Below are 19428 nucleotides of genomic sequence, written 5' to 3'. Positions count from 1 at the left end.
CTCTCTGCTCCCGTCAGCCCCCGGTCGCTGCCCGAACCGCCTCGAGCGACTGCCGGGATATTTCCAGCTCCTCGTTCGTCGGCACCACCAGCACCGTCACGGCGGAGTCGTCGGTCGAGATGACCCGCGCGTCGCGCGACGTGCTCGCGTTGCGCTCCGGGTCGAGCCGGATGCCGAGCACCTCCAGCCCGGAGAGCACCTCCGCGCGGAGCACTGCGTCGTTCTCGCCCACTCCGGCCGTGAAGGTCAGCACGTCGAGGCGCCCGAGCAGCGCCGTGTACGCACCGATGTAGTGCTTCAGCCGGTGAACCGTCACATCCAGAGCGAGGCGCGCAGCGTCATCCCCGCGACCCGCCGCCTGACGGACATCGCGCATGTCGCCCCGGCCGGAGAGGCCGAGCAGCCCGCTCCGGCGGTTCAGCAACTCGTCCAGGGCGTCCGTCGACAGCTGCGCGCGCCGCGCCAAGTGGATGAGCACCGCCGGGTCGAGGTCGCCCGACCGCGTCCCCATGACCAGGCCCTCCAGCGGCGTCATGCCCATCGACGTCTCCACCGAGCGTCCGCCGTCGATCGCGCACGCCGACGCGCCGTTGCCCAGGTGCAGGACGATCTGGCGCAGCTCGCCGAGCGGGCGGTCGACGAACTCCGCGGCCGTCTCGGAGACGTACTTGTGCGACGTGCCGTGGAAGCCGTACCGCCGCACACGATGGCGCTCGGCCAGGTCGGCGTCGATGGCGTACGTGTACGCCTCCGGCGCCAGTGTCTGGTGGAACGCGGTGTCGAACACCGCGACGTGCGGCACGTCCGGGAACGCCTTCTTGGCGGCACGGATGCCCTCGAGGTTCGCGGGGTTGTGCAGCGGCGCGAGGTCGGACAGGTCCTCGATGTTGATCTCGACGAGCGGCGTGACGATCGTCGGCTCGAAGAAGCGCTTGCCGCCGTGGACCACGCGATGGCCGACCGCATCCAGCGGGTTCTCGTCGAGGCTGGGGCCTTCCGCCGCGAACGCGTCGAGCATCGCGCGGAACCCGGCCGTGTGGTCCGGGATCTCGAGCGTGCGCTCCGTCGTGCCGTTCGGCCCGCGGTGCGTGGTGTGCCCGCTCGACTCGCCGATCCGCTCCACCAGCCCGGAGGCCAGCGACTCCTCGGTCTCGCTGTCGATCAGCTGGTACTTGAACGACGACGAACCGCTGTTGACGACCAGGACGGCGCTCATGACAGCGCCGCCTGGATCGCCGTGATCGCCACGGTGTTGACGATGTCGTCGACGGTCGCGCCGCGGGACAGGTCGTTGATCGGCTTCCGCAGGCCCTGCAGCACGGGGCCGATCGCGACGGCGCCCGCGCTCCGCTGCACCGCCTTGTAGGTGTTGTTGCCCGTGTTGAGGTCCGGGAAGATGAACACGGTCGCCCGCCCGGCCACCTCCGATCCGGGCATCTTGGCGGCACCGACCGCCGCATCCGCCGCCGCGTCGTATTGGATGGGGCCGGCCACCGCGAGCTGCGGCGCGCGCTCCCGCACCAGCTCCGTCGCCGTCCGCACCTTCTCCACGTCCGCCCCGGCGCCCGAGTCGCCGGTCGAGTAGGACAGCATGGCGACGCGTGGCTCGATCCCGAACTGTTCGGCGGTCCGAGCGGACGAGATCGCGATGTCGGCGAGCTGCTCGGAGGTCGGGTCCGGGATGACGGCGCAGTCCCCGTAGACGAGCACGCGGTCGGCGAGGGCCATCAGGAAGACACTGGACACGACCGAGACGCCCGGGGTCGTCTTGATGATCTCGAAAGCCGGCCGGATGGTGTGCGCCGTCGTGTGCGCGGCACCGGACACCATCCCGTCGGCGAGCCCCAGGTGCACCATCATCGTGCCGAAGTAGGACGTGTCGGTGATGGTGTCGGACGCCTGCTCGATCGTGATGCCCTTGTGCGCGCGCAACCGGGCGTACTCGGTCGCGAACCGCAGCCGCATCACATCGTCGAACGGGCTGAGCACTTCCGCGCCTGAGAGGTCGAGACCCAGCTCGATCGCCCGCGAACGCACCTCGAACGGCTCGCCGAGGATGGTCAGCTGCGCGACACCGCGCGCCAGCAGGGTATGGGCGGCGCGCAGGATGCGGTCGTCCTCCCCCTCGGGCAGGACGATGTGCTTCTTCGCCGCCCGCGCGCGCTCGATCAGGTCGTACTCGAACATGAGCGGGGTGACGACGTCGTGCCGGGAGACGTTGAGACGCGCGAGGAGCGCGCCCGCATCCACGTGCCGTTCGAACAGGGCGAGCGCGGTGTCGTACTTGCGCTGCGAGTCGGCGGCGAGCCGGCCGCGCGCGTGCGTGATCCGCACCACCGTGTCGTACGTGTCGAGCCCGGTCCGCACGATCGGCAGCGGCGACCGCAGGCCGGCGAGCAGCCGTTGGATGGGCTCCGGCAGGTCGAACCCGCCATTGAGGACGATGCCCGCGATCGACGGGAAGGTGCCGGACGCGTTCGCCATCAGCACGGCCAGCAGCACCTCGGTGCGGTCGCCCGGCACGACGACGACCGCGCCGTCGACCAGGCGCGGGAGGACGTTGTTCATCGACATCCCGGCGACGACCACGCCCAGCGCTTCGCGGGTGAGCAGCGCCTCCTCGCCGGCGATCAGGGTCGCACCGGTCTCCTCCATGATGGAGCGGATGCTCGGCGCCACCAGGAACGGGTCTTCCGGGATGGCCCACACCGGCGGGCGGTCCGCACTGCCGGCCGCGACCGCCGCCGCACCGACGACCGACCCGACCGCGGCGACGATCTCATCCAGCATCCCGTCGTCCGCCCGGTTCGCGATGACCGCGAGCAGTCCGGCGTGCTCCGTCCGCAGCTCGGCGACGGCGATCTCCGCCAGCTGGCGGAGCTCCTCCGGCGAGCGCGGGTCGGCCTGCCCGAGACGCTCCCCGAAACCCTGGCCGATGCGGCCCCCGAGCACCAGCAGCACCGGTGCGCCCAGGTTCGCGGCGATCCGGGCGTTGTACCCGAGCTCGGTCGGGCTGCCGACGTCCGTGTAGTCGGAGCCGAGGATCACCACGGTGTCGCACTGCGCCTCCACCGCGCGGAAGCGCTGGACGATCTCGGCGAGGGCCGCATCCGCGTCGGCATGGACGTCGTCGTAGGTCACGCCGAGCGCATCCTCGTACGAGATGTCGGCCGTGATCCGCTGGAGCAGAAGCTCGAGCACGTAGTCGCGTTCGTCGGTCGACCGCGCGATCGGTCGGAACACACCCACCCGCTCGACCGAGTGACGCAGGGACTCGAGCACGCCGAGGGCCACGGTGGACTTGCCGGTGTGCCCCTCGGCGGAGGTGATGTAGATGGAGCGCGCCACGTCAGCCGATCCGCTCGATCGCCGGGATGCCGTAACGGCCGTCCAGCACCTCGTCACCCGGCAGGTACAGGCGGAGGATCGGGCGGAAACGTCCGGTCGGTGCGGGCAGCCAGTTGGCGGCCGCCTTCTCGTCGGTCGGTCGGGTGGCGCTCATCGTGATGGTCAGTCCTCCGTCGTCGTCGTACACGAGCCCGCGGGTCCTGTCGCCGACCGAGTAGCGGTCGATCGGGTTGGCGACGAGGTAGTAGTGCGGGAGGTCGTACATGGTCAGCGACCAGAAGGCGCCCACCGGCGGCGTGGGGTTCAGCCGCAGGCGGTAGACGTGCTCGCCGCTGAGCGGCTCGCCGTCGGCGTCCTCGTAGGTCATGATGTAGGCCGCTTCGTAGGCGTGGTTTCCCCACAGCCCGCCGAGCGCCGCCGCAGCGCGGTGCGCGTACCGGGTGCGCGGGTCGTGCAGCTTCCACTCGGGTGCGTCGATGGCCCCCAGCTCGAAGAAGTCGAGGTTGTAGTCGAAGACGTGGAGGTTGACCGCCCAGTGGTCGGTCAGCGTCCCGGAAGTGCGCAGTGCCGACTCCAGTGCGTCCTTGCCGAGGGCGTACCCGGCGGCGAGCGCCTGGCGCACCCCCTCCGGCTGTTCGGCGATCGTGTACGGGCTCACCAGCCCGAGCGGCGCGTACGACTCGAGCGCGGGCCGATCGCGCAGCGCCGGCGGGAAGGCCTGCGACCATACCCGCAGCTTCTCGAAGAAGTCGAGCGCCTCGCCCTGGCCGCCGTCCACCGCGGGGACGCCCTGCGGCGGGACGAGGGTCTGGTGCAGCGGCGTCAACGTCAGTGCGTCCTGCAGCGCGTGGACGGCAGGGAGGTCATCGGCGCCGTCGACCGCCCACCGTCCGACGATCGTCGCAACGCGTGTGGGGAAGCGGATGGCCGGGAGTCCGGAGGTGTCGGGCGCGGCCTCGTCGTCGGGCGGCAGCAGCAGGAAATCGCCACCCTCTCCCCCGGTGGCCCGGGTGCCGATGTAGGCGAAGTTGTTGGTCCAGGCGTCCACGAACTGCAGGACGAAATAGCGGTCACCGGCTGCGGGGACGCTGAACCTCACCGGCCCGACCCCCAAATCGACCTGGGCGATCGAGTACACGGTGTCGTTGTTGATCGACACGAATGTGTCGTCGGGTCCGGCCAGCTCGCGCGCGTGCCCGAACGAGTTGTAGGGAGTTGGGGGAACCGACCCAATGCCCTCCTCCGTGAACCGGACGACCTGCTCCAGGTCGAACACGAGCGGGAAGCCCACCACGTACGCCTCGGTCGACAGCTCGGTCAGCTGATCGGTCACTGCGGCACCCGTCCCTCCATCGCTCCACGGAAGACACGGACCATTCTACAGGGCGTAGAAGGTCCGGCACTGGTGGCCACAATATACGCGGCGGCGGTGACACGCGGCTGGACATGAAAAGACTCCCCACGCACCCGCCAGAGCCCGGTTACCCTTGCTGCGTTTCCGCCCTGGGGGAGTTGGCCTGGATGGCGCCACGTGGGGAGCCATCAACGATTGTAGCGGCTACGGATGGGAGCCGTGTGCGCGAGGCCCTCCGGCATTCGGGTAAGATACTGGGAGCCGCCGGCCGCGACAGCGAAAGGCGACGACCAGGAGAATTCGCCTAGTGGCCTATGGCGCACGCTTGGAAAGCGTGTTGGGTGCAAGCCCTCGGGGGTTCGAATCCCCCATTCTCCGCCAAATGGGATGCGCGCACCGGGTGCGCGCGCAACTCCATCCGGGGTTCGAATTTCCCGTTCTCCGCCAATTGGGATGCCGCGCAGCGTCCATCCGGGTTCGGGAATTCTCGGGCATGATCGAGGCATGAACGGCGAACTGGCAGCTCTTGTTGCGATGTGTCTGTATGGCAACGACTGGCTGTCCAGGAGCGCCGAGCCCGCACCCGCGTTGGATGCATCGAATTCGGCCTTCCGATTTGTGAGCTCGTGGCGGTCGCAGTGCTCGGAGCGCGGCCTGTTCCGCCACCGTTCATGGGAGGGCGACGGCGTCGCCGCTTGGCTCCAGCACGTCAAGGAAGGCGGAAGCCAGCGACTCACACTGCTCATTGGAGACGGCGCCGCGTCCAGTGGGCTTCCAGGCCACATAGAGGCATCGTTCGCGAACGGCGGTCGCTGGGCGATATGCACCGACGGCCCTCGGCCGCGGATCTGGTTCTGCGCATGGTCTGTTCGAGACCGGGCAGACCCGAACAATCGAATCTGGGCCGTCGAGATGACCAGCCGGGGCCTGCCCGCAGCGATGGAACCGGTCGTTGATCTGGGCTCCGCGCGCACTGACCTCCGGACTGCACTGCAGGCCATCGAGCGTTTTGCACAATCGACAGATCTCCGCTCCTGGGCGGGATGGTTTGCTCAGGCACTCGGGCTCCTCGACACGAGCGAACCAGTGATCCCGTACAACCCCGACCTCGCCCCGTCGACTGCTCCCACAGAGAACCGGCAGCTTCTGGCCGCCGCAGTTCAAGCGTGGGTCTTCGGAGGCATGGGGTCCTGGAATGACCTGGTCTTCCAAGACGAGGCCCAGCAAAGCGCATATCTCGACGTGACGCGAAGGCTCTACGCCGCGGTCCTCACCGCCATCGCGACCGCGGCCAACACCGCAGCCTGAACCACGTCACCCAGGACGGCTCTATCTCCAGCCGCGGCGCAGTTTCGTGAAGATGAGACGTAGCGCGCCTTCGGGCGATGGCTCGCGCGCGGCGATGTCGGGGCTCTCGAGGATGAAGCGCGCGAGGGAGCGGAGGCTTGCGCCGTCGGGCTCATGCCACTCCGCGGCGAGCTCAGAGACCAGTGCATCTTCGCAGTCGGTCCATTTCTGCCGGACGTAGGCGCGGAGCTGCGGCGTCGAGAAGATCAGATCGAGGAGCTCCCGGGAACGCGAGTCACCGTCGTCGAACGGGACTCGGCTTTCCATGAACGCCTCGATAGCACTCAGCGGGTCCGTTCCGGCGGGGCGATCGCGTATGGCCTGTACCAGTGCGGCCGCGCGGTCCTCCTCCTGCTCGAAGACCAGGCCGACCTTGCCCGCCGGGTAATACGTGAAAAGCGTCGTCAACGCGACATTCGCCTCATCGGCGATCTCAGCGACGGTCACATCATCGAATCCGCGTTCCACGAACAACCGGACGGCGGCGCGGTGAAGGGCGCGACGGGTCTGCGCCCTCTTGCGCTCGCGAAGTCCTGTACCGGCTGCCACGAGACGAGCGTACTGCATCGAGGCAGCAGCTTCAATTATGGTATTACTAGTTTTTTGTAGTCACTACAGAAAATGACGTTCCGCATCGGACGAACACCAAAGGAGAAGCGATGAACACGACAGCGATCGTCGGCGCACGGATTTTCGACGGCGAGGAGGTGATCCCCGCTGCGTCGGTTGTGATCGAAGGAACCAGGATCCGGTCGATCGGCGACGACATCCCCGACGGGGCGCACGTCGTGGACGGCCGCGGCGGGACGGTGATCCCCGGCCTGATCGACTCACACGTCCACACGTCCCTGGAGGGGCTCGAGCTGGCCCTCGCCTTCGGGGTGACGACCGAACTGGAGATGCAGGGGATGTTCACCCGGGACAGACGGAGCCAGGTCACCGATGACGATCGGGTCGCAGATGTACGTTCTGCGGGCTTCGGGATCACCCCGCCTGGCGGACATCCCAGTGAGCTGATGGGCGGCGAGGGGCACGACGACGGCGACGAGGCTCCGTGGGACGCGGATGATGCCGACGCGGACCAGTGGGCCGACATCGTCATGCCGTTCGCCATGACACCCGAGGAGGCCGTGGCGTTCATCCCACGGCTCCAGGCCACCGGATCCGACTACATCAAGTTCATGATCGACGACGGGACTGTCGAAGGCGCCCCCGGCCTCCCCCTGCTCGATGACGCGACGATCGCGGCCGGCGTTGAAGAAGCCCACCGCCGCGGCCTCCTGACCGTCGCCCACACACTCACCGTGGACGCGACCGCCTCGGCGATCACGGGTGGCATCGACGGACTCGTCCACCTCTTCATGGACCGCCCCCACACGTCGCAGATCATCGACACCATCGCAGCATCCGGGGCATTCGTCGTACCCTGCGTCGTCCTGAACGCTTCCATGATGGGGATTTCCGCGGCCGAGTTCGCCGAGGATCCGCGCGTCCGCTCCAAGCTCGACGACGCCTGGATCTCCACCCTGCAGAGCAGCTACAACCGGTACCCGCAGGGCGACCTCGACGACGTTCTCGCGTCCGTTCGCGCGCTCCACGCAGCCGGCGTCGACATCCTCGTCGGCACGGACGTTTCGTTCCCGCTGCCCACACTCGGTGGAATGGCCCATGGCGCCAGCGTCCACCACGAACTCCAGCTCCTCGTCCGCGCAGGCCTCACGCCCGCGGAAGCGCTCCGCGCCGCCACAGCGCTCCCCGCGCGACGGTTCGGCCTCGACGACCGTGGACGGATCCGGGAGTCGCTGCGAGCCGACCTCGTGCTCGTGGACGGCGATCCGACGACGCGGATCGCCGACACCCTCAACATCCGCCAGGTCTGGCGGCGCGGAAGCGCTCTCTTCGCCGACGAGTAACCACGAGGACGCTAGAGCAGCGCCGAGATACCCGTCGCCACACTGTAGATCGCGAGGCCCGCGAGCGCGCCCACGACCGTGCCGTTGATGCGGATGAACTGCAGGTCGCGGCCGACCTGGGTCTCGATCTTGTCGGTGGTCTCGGCCGCATCCCAGGATTGCACCGTCTCGGTGATGACGTGCGAGATGTCGCTGCGGTAGTTCGTCACCAGGTGCAGGGCGGCATCGGTCAGCCGGGTGTTGAGGGATGCCCGCATGTCGTCGTCGGCCAGGACGCGGCGGGCGACGTCGGCGACGAAGGCCTCCGCGCGGCGGCGCAGGTCGCTGTCCTCCTCCGAGAGCGCATCCAGCGCGGCCGTGCGTGCGGCTGACCAGGTGGATGCGGCGAGCTCGCGGATCCGTGGGTCGTCGAACGCGCGGCTCTTCGCCGCCTCCAGGCGTTCGATCGTCGCCTCGTCGTGCTGCAGCCGGTCGGTCAGCTGGGCGAGGTAGTCGTCGAGCGAGCGACGGAGGCGGTGGTCCGGGTCGTCCCGCATCTCGCGGACGAACCGGCGCGCCTCCGCATGGAGACGCTCGTCGATCACACGATCCACGAACGACGGCAGCCACGACGGGAGACGCCGCGACACCACAGGTCCGAACGCTTCCGGATTCGCCGCGAGCCACTCATCCAGCCGGTCCAGCAGCAGGTCGACCGCCTCATGGTGGCCGCCCGAACTGAGCACACGCTCCCCGAGCCGTCCGAGCGGCGGACCCCACTCGGGCGCGACGACGTGCGTGCGCATGACACCCTCGATGGCTTCCCGCATCCGATCGTCGTCGAGCAGCGCGGCCAGCCCGGTCATGCCACGGAAGGACTCCGCCACCACGCGGCGCGAGTTCTGCGGCTCGGAGAGCCAGTCGGCGACCGCCCCGGCGAGGTCGATGCCCCGAAGCTTGCCGGCGACGACCTCGTCGGAGAGGAAGTTGGTCTCGACGAAGTCGCCGAGGGTCGCCCCGATCTCGTCCTTACGGGTCGGGATGATCGCCGTGTGCGGGATGCGGAGCCCGAGCGGATGCCGGAAAAGAGCGGTCACGGCGAACCAGTCCGCGAGCGCGCCCACCATCGCCCCCTCGGCGGCGGCGCGCACGAACCCGAGCCACGGGTAGCGGTCCTGCAGTGCGAAGGCGACGGCGAACACCACGGCGGCCACGGCGAGCAGGCTCGTCGCGAGGGCCTTCATCCGCCGCAGGGCGAGTCGGCGTTCGGCGTCGGTCGGGAGGGTTGCGGTCACGTTGTGGATGCTACTCACGCCCGGCGAGAGCGCACGGTGAGCGTCGGATGCCGCTCGTCGCGGGAAATTGGGGAGCGCGCATCCCGCCGCGGGGTCGTAGAGTTCCGCCATGTCGGCGACCTCCCTGCCCTCCTCCGGCGAACCACCCCTCACCGGCCCGAAGACCTGCGACGCGAGCGGGATGATCGAGATCCATCGGCTGTTCCGCCACTCCTTCGCCGAGGCCCCCGGCCTGGTCGAGGGTGTGGCCGACGGAGACACCGCGCACGCGGACGTCGTCGCCTCGCAGCTCGACCTCGTGTCCGTCTCGCTCCACGGCCATCACGAGGGAGAGGACGCCCGGCTGTGGCCGGTGATCGACGAGAGACGTCCCTCCTGCGCCCTGCATGTCGAGCGGATGAAAGAGCAGCACGCCGCGATGCTCGTCCACCTTCAGGAGCTGGATCGCGCGGTCCCCGCATGGAGGGCGGCGCCCAGCGCGACGACGGCCGCTCCGGTGCAGGCGGCGCTGACGGGCATCAACGCCGCCCTGGCGGAGCACCTCCCCGACGAGGAGGCGAACATCGTTCCGGTGATGGAGTACACGCTCACCAAGCCAGAAGTCGAGTGGTTCGCGAAGCACGGACGCGCCAGCACGCCCAAGGGTCAGACCTGGAACATGCTGGGTGCGATCCTCGCTGCGCAGCCGGACGGCGGCAAGGAATGGCTCGGGAAGAACCTCCCCGCACCGGTCGCCCTGGCCTGGCGGTGGGTCGGCTCGCGCAAGTACGCGCGGTACCGCGCCGCTCTCGAGGGGCGGGCGACGCCCGCGGCCTGACCGCCACCGCTCCGCGTCCGGCGTCTCAGCCGTCGTACGCCTCCTGGAACACCGAGATCAGGTGCTGCAGCTTGATCGCATTGATGCGGGACTGCCGGAACTGGCCCTCCTTCGGCGTTCGGTGGAAAGCCCACACCGGCAGCGTGGGGATAGTGCCGTCCGGATCGGCACTCGTGGACATGTCCCGGCGGCGGAACTTCCGGAACGACTCGGCGACCATGTTCCATCGCATGTAGGTGAGACCGTCGACGTCGAGCGGGGTCGGCGTGGCGGCGGCGATCTCCGGCGCCGCCACGACGTCGGCCTTGTTCTGCCGCCAGAACGCGTCCACCAGCATGAGCGACAGGACGAAGAACCGGGTGGTGGGGACCACGGTGAATCGGTCCGTGGTCCCCGGAACGCGGCTCACCGTCAGCTGGGAATCGATCTCCGCCGACACATCCCGTGGCAGCCTCCCCGCCGAGACGTGCTGTGCGACGGCGGCGCGCAGGATCGCGTCGTGCTGCGTACCGGTGCCCGGCCGGTCGTCGATCTCGTTGTCGCGGTTCGGCTGCTTGGGCTTGAGCAGGATGTAGTGGTCGATTCCCATGTTGACGAAGTAGCAGCGCGAGCGCCAGATCGATCGGGCATCCGCCGGGCTCGTCGCGACGACCTCGCCGGCGACCTGCGGCTGCCCGAGGCCCTCCTTCACCCAGAGGGCCATCAGCGTCCACGGCTCGACCGACTGCAGGGGGTTCTCCGCCCACGCCCGATACGCCTGCTCGAACCGGTCGTCGGTGGAGTTCGCGGCGTACGGATTGCGCTCCGCGTCCACACCGGTCTCGGCGGCGATCCTCCGCCGGGACGCCGAGGTCCGGCTGGTCGGTCTGCCGGCGTCACGACGGGCCTGCGCGGCGTGGGTGCGGGCAAACGCGATGCCGCGCTGCAGCACGGCGGCCCGCGCCGCGGGGTCGGTCGCCGCGATGAACGCAGGCTTGATGATCCGGAACCGGTCGTCGACGACCGGCGTCGGAGCGGGCTTCGGCTGCGGGTTCGGATTGGGCTGCGGCTTCTTCTTGCCCTTCTTCGCGACGTGGTGGGCGAGGACGACCTGCTTCGCCGCCAGGCCCGCTGCCCCCGGGAGGTACGTCCACAGCTTCCAGGTGCCGCGGACGTCCACATGGAGGTAGTTGCCGCCGATGCCGAGCGCGAGGTCGTCGTCGACGGCGTCGATCGCCGCCTGCGCCAGCTGGGTGCCCGTCAGTCCGATCACGCGGATGTCCGCGGCCTGGCCCGAGGCGTGCCGGGTGTTCTTCGGATGGCCGCCGCGCGCCTCCGCGACGGCCAGCGCCTGGGCCCACCGCCGGTAGCCGGAGTCGACGTACACCGGGCGCCCCAGGCGCGCGCGGATGGCCTGGAGCACGCGGACCAGTTCGGGCGAGATGCGCGAGTACGGCGACGCCGTTCCTCCGCTCGACGCCAGCTCGCGGACGACGAAGTTGGTCGCCAACTTCTGCCGGTGGGTCGACGGCGGCGTCGCCACCAGCGGGACGCCCGTGTTGTTCGGGTCGGCGTATCCCGGAGCCGCGGCGATGGATGCGGGGGCGGGCGCGAGCACCAGACCGGACGGATAGACGACGCCGGTCGTGACGAACCCCTCCTCCAGCCCCTCGAAGCCCTCCGACTCGCCGTCCTCGTCCTCCGACTCCTCCGCCACCATCGCCGCGGGCGTGAAGGCCTCGGAGCCGGACTGCCCGGTCTCCGACCACTCGTCGTGGCCGCGCTCGGAGTCGAACGACTCCGCCTCCCCGGCCTCGCTCTCGTCGAAGGCCTCGCCCTCGTCGAAGGCCTCGGCCTCATCCAAGCTCTCGCCCTCGTCGAAGGCCTCACCCTCGTCGAAGGCCTCACCCTCGTCGAAGGCCTCACCCTCGTCGAAGGCCTCACCCTCGTCGAAGGCCTCACCCTCGTCGAACCCCTCCGCCTCCTCGAAACCTTCAGACTCCGATTCCGCCTCGTCGTACCCTTCCCCCTCGGTGTCCAGATACTCTGCCTCGCCCTCGTCGAGCCCCTCCAGGGCGAACGACTCCGCGTAGTACTCGGGTTCGAAGAACTCGCCCTCGTCCAGGTTCTCGCCCGGATACGGGCTCTCGTACGCATCCCACGCCAGCGACTCCTGCTCGTCGAACGCCTCCTGCTGGACCCCGGGCACCGGGCTGGTCCCCGACAGGTCGGCGCCCGCGTCCCCGAGCAGTGTGCTCCCGTACCTCTTCGGGATCGTCCCGTGCTGCTCCGTGGTGCGCTCCACCCGGAACCGCGGTCGCAGCGGCGCAGCGGCGGGAACGGACAGCACGGCGGCGAGCTGCCGGGCGAGTTCCTCGCTCGACGGCTGCGTCGACTTCTTGCCGTCGGCGCGGTACAGCACACGCAGCGCCGGGGCTGGTGTGGAGGGCGACGCTATGTGCCTGGCGACGCGTCTCTCCATCCACGTGCCGAGCGCCGTCGCCCGCTGGTAGAGGGCATCGAACACGAAGACCTCGTCGGGATCGGTGTGGTTCAGGATCGCGAGGAGCGCCTTCCCGCCGCCGGAGTGCGCGGTGAGGATGAGACGGCCCCGCGGCGCTCCCACGCCCGTCCGTGCGGTGAACGCGGCGAACGCCGACGCGATCAAGGCGTCCAGCCGCCCGGCGGGGGTCAGCGCGGGGAAATCGTAGCCGCGCCCGGAGTCCCCGCCGAAGTAGTCGCCGCGCGGCAGGATCGTCAGCGTCGGGCGGGCGCGGCTCCCGAGCCCGAGACCGCTCACCGGCAGCTTCTCGGTGTCGAGGCGCATGGCGGCTCCGCTCGCCGAGAAGCCGTGCAAATGGACGACGACGTCGATCGCCGTCGGCGCGCTCATCGCGTTCCAGCCGAGGATCAGATCGGGATGCGTGCCGCGGTGCGACGCGAGCAGCGGCGATCTGCGGATCACCAGGCCGCCGGCTCCCGTTGCGCCAGGGACGATGGGGACGGGGTTGATCGGGACGGGCACGGGAGGGACGGGCACCGGTACCGGCTGCGGGAGCTTCCCCGCCTTCTTCGCCGCGCGATACGCGTCGATCTCGGCGATCGCACGCCGGTTCGCCTCCCCTTTCAGGTAGGTCCAGCGACTCCACCTCGGCCGCACGTCGACGTGGGCGTAATCGCCGCCGATCCCGACCCCGATCGTCGGTCCCCAGACGTCGATCGCGAGTTTCGCGATCTGCATCCCGCTGTAACCGGAGATCCGGATGTCTGCGGCCTGACCCGAGCAGTGGCGGCTCAGGGTCGGCGGCTTGCCGTAGCCCTTGTACACGACGCCGTTCCGCTTCCACGATCGGTAGCCGGAGGTGATCCGCACCGCCCTGCCTGCGCGGTCGCGGATGCGCTGCAGCAGGTCGACGAGCGCCGGAGCGATGCGGGCGGGATCGGCGTACACGCCGCCGCTGCGCACCAACTCGCCGACGGTGAAGTTGCGCGACACCTTCTGCGATCGCACAGCGGGGCCGGTCGAGAGCAGCGGGATCCCGGTGTCGTTCGGGTCCCAGTGCTCCTGCCCGGGGCCGGTCGCGCCGGTCGTCTCCGAGAGCACCAGCCCGGAGGGGAACGTCTCGCTCTCCGCGGAGGGACCCTCGAGCGTGAAGCCCTCGTATCCCTCGAACGCTTCGTATCCTTCGTACTCCTCGGACTCGTCCGCCGTGAATCCGCTCTCGTTCACGGTGAACCGCTCGCCGGGCGTCACCTCGAACGGCGATTCGAACCCGCCGGGCACCGGCTGCTCGTCGAAGGTCTGCGTCGGCATGATCGCCCCCGTCTCAGCGTGCCAGGGCCGCGGGCCGGCGCTGCTGGGTGTCCACCGGCGCTTTGCGGGCCTTCAGGTCGCGGCCGGCGGCCGAAGACCACTCGGTGATGACCCGGCGCGTGTAGGAGCCGAGCGGCTGCACCGGCGACGGACCGGGCGCGACCGTGTCGTAGAGCACCCACGCGAACTCCGGTCCGGTGACGATGTCGGCTTCGATGGTCCTCATGAGGATGGACAGGTCCTGCGCCATCGTGATGAGCGATGTCGACTTCGAGTGCGCCGCCAGGCCGACCCGTTCGCCGACCAGCCGCAGCCGGTCGCCCGCGCTCGTGGCCTGGGACTTGAGGTCGGTGATGACGGAGGTGTTCGAGTCCAGTGTGAGGTTCAGCCAGCCGACCACCGTGGCGGCCGCCAGCTCCTCGCGCGCGAGCACGGCGTTCTGCCGCCGCGATCGGAGGATGTACTTCAGCTCCTGGGCGATGGCGTAGATGCGGTCGTTGTCGGCGGAGTTGACGCCGGCGACGTTCCGCAGGTTCACCATCGCCTGCCAGACCTCGTACAGCAGCTCCTCGAACAGCCGAACGAACGTCGAGTTGGATGCGGTGGAGCGGGCGTAGGTCGCCGGGCGGTTGTCGTCCATCCCGAACGACAGGTCCATCCCGAACATCCGCCAGTACGCGTTCCGGCGCACCGCCTCGGGGTCCGTGCGCACAGAACTGGTGCTCAGCCAGAGCGGCAGCGGATTCCATGCGCCGAGGAGCAGCGCCTCCGTGGTGTCCAGCCAACGCTGGGTCGCGATGGACGGCACGCCGAGGCTCTCGCCCGTGCGGTACTCCTTCACGACGCGGGCGAAGATCTGCACCATGCGGGTGTTCTCGAGCACGTACGAGGACAGGAAGTGGTCCCAGGCCGGCCCCGCGACCGGGACGTAGCCCGCGAACTGACCGGTGGCGAAGAGGGCGCTGCGGGCAGGTCCGGCGCGGTAGCCATTCGGCGCCCAGACGTCGGCGCTGTCCCACACCTCCTCCAGGTACAGCACGAGGTCGAGCGGGTCGGCCTTCAGCACGGCGGCGGCCGCGTCTGCGGCGTTCCCGATCGGGAGGACGGGCCCGGGCGCCGACGGCGGCGAGAGCAGACGGTTGGTGAGCTGCGGGATCATGACGGCATTCCCTCCTGGGTGTAGCCGGCCGAGCCGGCGGCGCCGGTGTCCGGCCGGTCGCGCGGGTCGTTGAGGAAGCCGACGTCGTACTCGCCCAGCGGCACCTGGTACGAGTCGGCCTGGATGCGCTGCTGCGTCGCCTGCAGCGACGCCAAGCGGTACTGGGTCGGCAGAGGGAGCGGGGTCTCCCCGCTCGGCGGCCGGAACTCGGTCAGCGGCTCGAGCTGCCCGATCACCTGCTCGAAGCCGTTCTCGAGCACCGTGCTGATCGCATCCAGGCCGCTGACCAGGAACAGGTCGCGCTGGCGGTCCTCGTACTCGCGGCGGAGCTGGGACTGCTCGCTGCGCAGCTGCTCGTACTCCTGGCGGAGCGCCTCGCGCTCCTCGGCCAGCCGCGCCGTCTCGACGGCGATCAGCGCCTCCATCGCCTCGAGCCGCTGCGTCGTGTTCTGGCGCCCCGAGGAGCCTCCTCCCGGGGGAGCTGACTGGGCCATTTCGTCTCCGATCTCTCTGTCTGAAGTGCCGGCGGCCTCGCCGTCGGCGGTCACGCCGCGAGCGGCGTCGCGGTCATCCATTCGCGGGCCCGCGCGATCCACGCGGACGCTTTGTCGGGCTGTTCCGCCTCGCGCAGCCCGGCGAGGGCGACGATGCGGATGCCTTCGGTGCGCCGCCAATGCGGCGAGGTCCACAGGGCGGCCCCGGCGGTCCGTTCCAGTTCGGCCAGTGCGGCGGGCGAGACGCGCGCCGGGTCGACCGCAGCCCCGATCGGGCTGCCGCCGAGTCCGGGGACGGGAGCGGTGAGGCACGCGACCGCGATGCCCGGCATCCGGCTGCGCGAGCGTTCGAGGAGCGCGCGCACCGTCGGGTCGGCCCGGCGCAGCGGGAACCCCGTCACGACGGCGGCCTCGAGGTCGTCCCACGGCCCGGCTCCGAACGCCGCACGGCACATCGCGCAGCCCAGCAGGGTGCGCAGCCAGCCGACGGGATGCGGATCGCCGATCGGCCAGCGGAGGAGCGTGCGCGCATCCCCCACCACATCGAACAGGGCCGTGACCGACGCGTAGCCGGTGTGCGCGAACGCGAAGACGTCGGCCGCGATCTCCGAGGCCCACGGCAGCCACATCGCGCGCAACTCCGCATCCCCGGCGAGCGATCGCCCCAACGACTCCTGGAGGGACGGCACCCAGCCGGTCACGGCGGCGACCTGATGGCCGGCCTCGTGGAAGAGCGATGTCGGCCGGTAGAGGTTGTGCCGCACGATCTTGATCGCGGCGACCGGGTTGATGCTGCCCGGCGCCCACAGCCGGATGTCGGCGCGCAGGATGGAGGCCCCCATCCCCTTGTCGACATAGGTGAGCACCGGGATGGGTGCGAGCCCTGCGCGGGTGAGCACGGGCGCGATGCTGGCTCCGGCCAGGGCGTCGAGTGCCTGAAGCGCTGCGCGGAGCTGCGGGCTGGTGCGCGACGAGACGGCGTCGCCGAAGAAGTCAAGGGTGGTCTCCACCTGGGTGTACCGGCGGCGGAGCTTCTGCACGGCTGCCATCGCCTCGGGGAGGGCGAGCGCATCCCGCCGTGCGGCGCGGGTCAGCGCGATCGTCGCCCGGCCGATGTCGATCAGTTCCTCGACGATGACCTTCAGGTGCCTCCGCAGGGGCAGCCCGACGAACGTCTCGACGGATCGCCACGCGGCCTCGGAGGCGAACTCCTCCGCGTCGAGGAACGTCGTCGCGGCCGCGACCCAGTGCGCGCTCTGCCGTTCCAGGTCGGCGGCGACCGCTCGCGTCGCGGCGTCGGCGATCATGGCCGGCGCCGCCCGGGGTGCGCGGCGACGGCGATCGCGGGAGCGCCGCGGAAGGCCCTCCCCGACGCGAGAGCGGCGAGCGACGCGGCGCTCAACGCGCCGGAGGCCGCCTGCCGCACCAGGTCGAGGCCGGGTGCGGACCGGATGGTGGCGGTCACGGTCACGCCGTTCCGCGGGTCGGCCGATGCGCGGGCGAACTCGGCGCTGCCCTCGCGCGACCACGTCGCGAAGGCGGGCAGCAGCCAGCGCCGCAGGGCGACGGTGAGTCCGGCCACTGCCCCCGGAGGGATGCGGTCCAGCACCCGGGGTAGCCGCGAGACGGCCTCGGACTGCTCCAGCTCGGCGCGGATCCGCAGCCGGCCGGTGCGCTGCGCGAAGCGGCGCGCGAGGCCGTCGTAGGCCTTCGTCAGCGCCGGCAGCAGCACGGCCTCGGACCGTCCCTCCCGGATGGCGGCGGCGATCGTCTGGGTCTCCGCCTCGGAGAAGAACAGTCCCACCCGGATCACGGAGGCTCGCGTGTCGACCACGACCCAGCCCTGCGACGGCTCCCCGCCGCTCCGCCTGCCCGGGCCGCCGACGGTCGGCAGCAGGGTCTGGTCGAGCGGCTCCAGCCAGTAGAACCGTTGCCCTGCGGCGACGCGGGCGCGGCTGCGCAGGAACTCCGCGGGCACGGCGACGCTCATCCCCGGGTCTTTCAGCAGCAGCCCTGCGGCCCTCGGCGTCAGCGGGTGCAGCTGCGAGCTCGAGAGGCGGACACCGCTGCGCGTCCGCTCGATGGCCGCGATCCGCCGCAACGACGTGCCGATGGTCGCCTGGAAGAGGTGGATGCGCACCCGCGCCGGCAGAGTCAGACCGGCCGCGCGCAGGCTCGACCCGAGGCTGACACCGCCGAAGGTGTCGATCGCGTCGGCGATCCCCGCCGTGACCTCGACGTCGATCGAGCGGCTGTACCGCCGGTAGGGCCGGGGCGAACGCGCCTTGCGCGTGACGAACCGGCCGCCGAGCTGCGCTCCGCGCTGCACTCCCGAGCGTAGGAGCGACGGCGGGAAGGTCGCGGCGACCGAGCGGTCGAACGCCCGGGCCGTCGCCGCCCGCATGAGCGACTCGTCCTCCAGCTCGTACTCGGACGTCTCCGCCAGCTGCCGCACGGTGTCCTCGATCGTGCCTGCGAGCATCGCGGGGACGGCCTCCGACTCCAGTTCGGGTTCGAGCTGCTCGAGCGAGATGAGCCGCAGCCCGGTGTCGACGATGGCGTTGGAGAGCGGACCGGACAGCTGCGGGCCGACCCATTTGCCGATCAGCTTCCCCAGGAACTTCGCGAGGAAGCCGACGACACGGGGACGACCGACCAGGTTGATGCCGATCCGGAGCGCTCCGAGGAGCGCCGGGATGAACTGCTCGACCGCTGGCGCGACCTCATCGGCGCTGCGGGCCTCCGCGAGCGCATCGATGAGGCGTCCACGCGCTTCCGCGAGGAGTTCGAGCTCCGAGCTGCCCTGAGCGGCCTCGCTCTCGCCTTCGGCTTCCGCCTCCCCTTCTCCGGCGAAGCCCACCTCGCCCGTCTCTCCGGAAACGAGCGCTTCGGCGAGTGCCGCATCGAACGACTCGGTCAGCGCCTCGGTATCGCGCGACACGGCCGGGGAGATCGCGAAGGCCTCGCCCTCGCGCTCCGCCTCGAAGGCCTCGGTCTCTGCGGAGGTCTCGGCGAAGCCCTCGGATTCGCCGAAGAGCTTGGACGACAGCAGCCGGGCCGGTGCGCGCAGCGGCGCGGGCAGGCGTCCGATCGCGAAGCTCAGCACCCGCTTGAGGAGCGGCCGCACCAGCTTGGTGAGACCTTTCAGACCCGCGGTCAGCAGCCCTCCCGCGGCGGCGCCGACCTTCTTGGCGGCGTTGGCGACGAACCTGACGGCACTGCGGGCCTTCCGGATCAGACCGCCGATGAACTGCTCGCCCGCGGGCGAGACCTCGCTCAGCTCCGGCTGCACCCGATCCATCAGCTCGTCGAGCTGCTCATCGCTGAGCGACTCGACGTCCTGCCCGACGAGCGCCTCGCTCAGCCGCTCCAGGTACTGCTCCGCTGCGTACTGCGTCGGCGCCAGGTGCGCTGCGGCGAGCCGCTCGCGCTCCCCCGCCGTCGCTGGCGACTCATCCGAGAAACGCTGCCCGACGGCGTCCTCCGTCTCGGCGAGCAGCTCGGAGACGGCCTCGTCGAACGCCTCGTCGCGCACGGCCTCGAACGCGCTCTCGAGCAGCGCCTCCTGCTCCCCCGCCGGCGACCCCGCCTCTGAGAACGGCGTCAGCCCTTCCGCCCACGGCGAGAACGACGCCAGGCTCTCCGACGTCGCTCCCTCGGACGTCGGGGACTCGGTCTGCTCCGCTTCGCCCCCGGGAGCCGCCTCGGCGAACGGCTGGCTCTCCAGCGTGAACTGCTCCTCGTTCGTGATGATGGTCATCGCGCGAACTCCCTCCGGCGGCATCCGAACCCCGTGGTCCCACTGCACCAGACGACCCGTCCTCCGCCGTGGCCGCGAGCGACCGACTTCCGTGCGCCGGCCGTCGCGTCGGAGGGATGCGGGCGTCGGCGGCCGCTGCCTGCCGCGTCCGCGGTGCGTCCGGCCGGCG

General features: G+C 70.4%; 13 protein-coding genes, 1 tRNA gene and 1 other RNA gene. 4 read left to right on the top strand and 11 right to left on the bottom strand.

Translation table 11 applies throughout. The features are described from left to right. Positions 1 to 13: 13 nt before the first annotated feature. The 4 genes from ABIC47_RS08525 to ffs form a co-directional block, all read right to left on the bottom strand. Positions 14 to 1216, bottom strand: coding sequence for an acetate/propionate family kinase (locus ABIC47_RS08525; protein WP_354479384.1), 1203 nt, complete (start codon positions 1214 to 1216; stop codon positions 14 to 16). Then, entirely contained in the window at positions 1213 to 3348 is a 2136-nt protein-coding gene (gene pta / locus ABIC47_RS08520) for a phosphate acetyltransferase (RefSeq protein ID WP_354479381.1), read from the bottom strand. The genes ABIC47_RS08525 and pta overlap by 4 nt, the downstream gene beginning before the upstream one ends. A 1-nt stretch (position 3349) precedes the next feature. After that, complete coding sequence (locus tag ABIC47_RS08515; RefSeq protein WP_354479378.1) at positions 3350 to 4681, bottom strand: DUF1254 domain-containing protein; 1332 nt, start codon at positions 4679 to 4681, stop codon at positions 3350 to 3352. Between the two features lie 114 nt (positions 4682 to 4795). Further along, an RNA gene (ffs, locus tag ABIC47_RS08510) (signal recognition particle sRNA small type) lies at positions 4796 to 4892 on the bottom strand. Positions 4893 to 4995: 103 nt separating this feature from the next. Here ffs and ABIC47_RS08505 point away from each other — a divergent pair. Both ABIC47_RS08505 and ABIC47_RS08500 read left to right on the top strand, forming a co-directional pair. Next, positions 4996 to 5083 (top strand) — tRNA-Ser (locus ABIC47_RS08505). Positions 5084 to 5206: 123 nt separating this feature from the next. Then, positions 5207 to 6010 carry a hypothetical protein gene (locus tag ABIC47_RS08500; RefSeq protein ID WP_354479375.1) on the top strand — a complete coding sequence of 268 codons (804 nt, stop codon included), beginning with the start codon at positions 5207 to 5209 and terminating at the stop codon, positions 6008 to 6010. 21 nt (positions 6011 to 6031) lie between these two features. On the opposite strand, the gene ABIC47_RS08495 is transcribed toward ABIC47_RS08500, so the two are convergent. Continuing rightward, positions 6032 to 6598: a TetR/AcrR family transcriptional regulator gene (locus ABIC47_RS08495; RefSeq protein WP_354479372.1), complete on the bottom strand. Its 567-nt coding sequence runs from the start codon at positions 6596 to 6598 to the stop codon at positions 6032 to 6034. A 110-nt stretch (positions 6599 to 6708) separates the two neighbouring features. Between ABIC47_RS08495 and ABIC47_RS08490 the strand changes: the two genes are divergently transcribed. Further along, the gene (locus ABIC47_RS08490) at positions 6709 to 7962 is read left to right on the top strand and encodes an amidohydrolase family protein (RefSeq protein WP_354479369.1); all 1254 of its coding nucleotides are present in this window, start codon (positions 6709 to 6711) and stop codon (positions 7960 to 7962) included. A gap of 11 nt (positions 7963 to 7973) precedes the next feature. Here ABIC47_RS08490 and ABIC47_RS08485 read toward each other — a convergent pair whose 3' ends face one another. Next, on the bottom strand, positions 7974 to 9347 hold the full coding sequence (locus ABIC47_RS08485; protein WP_502910226.1) for a DUF445 domain-containing protein: 1374 nt from the start codon (positions 9345 to 9347) through the stop codon (positions 7974 to 7976). Between ABIC47_RS08485 and ABIC47_RS08480 the strand changes: the two genes are divergently transcribed. Continuing rightward, positions 9346 to 10053 (top strand): hemerythrin domain-containing protein, encoded by a 708-nt coding sequence (locus ABIC47_RS08480; RefSeq protein WP_354479363.1) that lies wholly within the window; start codon positions 9346 to 9348, stop codon positions 10051 to 10053. The two genes, ABIC47_RS08485 and ABIC47_RS08480, sit on opposite strands and share 2 nt — an antisense overlap. Before the next feature lie 25 nt (positions 10054 to 10078). On the opposite strand, the gene ABIC47_RS08475 is transcribed toward ABIC47_RS08480, so the two are convergent. The 5 genes from ABIC47_RS08475 to ABIC47_RS08455 are packed head-to-tail and all read right to left on the bottom strand — an operon-like array spanning position 10079 to position 19259. Further along, the gene (locus ABIC47_RS08475; RefSeq protein WP_354479360.1) at positions 10079 to 13846 is read right to left on the bottom strand and encodes a D-Ala-D-Ala carboxypeptidase family metallohydrolase; all 3768 of its coding nucleotides are present in this window, start codon (positions 13844 to 13846) and stop codon (positions 10079 to 10081) included. Positions 13847 to 13859: 13 nt separating this feature from the next. Further along, positions 13860 to 15005, bottom strand: coding sequence for a hypothetical protein (locus tag ABIC47_RS08470; RefSeq protein WP_020075528.1), 1146 nt, complete (start codon positions 15003 to 15005; stop codon positions 13860 to 13862). After that, positions 15002 to 15499 carry a hypothetical protein gene (locus ABIC47_RS08465; RefSeq protein WP_354479357.1) on the bottom strand — a complete coding sequence of 166 codons (498 nt, stop codon included), beginning with the start codon at positions 15497 to 15499 and terminating at the stop codon, positions 15002 to 15004. The genes ABIC47_RS08470 and ABIC47_RS08465 overlap by 4 nt, the downstream gene beginning before the upstream one ends. Before the next feature lie 50 nt (positions 15500 to 15549). Next, on the bottom strand, positions 15550 to 16806 hold the full coding sequence (locus ABIC47_RS08460; RefSeq protein ID WP_089881182.1) for a hypothetical protein: 1257 nt from the start codon (positions 16804 to 16806) through the stop codon (positions 15550 to 15552). Further along, entirely contained in the window at positions 16803 to 19259 is a 2457-nt protein-coding gene (locus ABIC47_RS08455) for a hypothetical protein (RefSeq protein ID WP_354479353.1), read from the bottom strand. Before ABIC47_RS08455 ends, ABIC47_RS08460 begins: the two co-directional genes overlap by 4 nt. Positions 19260 to 19428 lie beyond the last annotated feature (169 nt).

The organism is Leifsonia sp. 563 (genome assembly GCF_040545055.1).
Taxonomy (GTDB): Bacteria; Actinomycetota; Actinomycetes; order Actinomycetales; family Microbacteriaceae; genus Leifsonia.
Note: the sequence above shows the minus strand (reverse complement) of the source record. Positions and strands in the feature narration are given on the sequence as shown.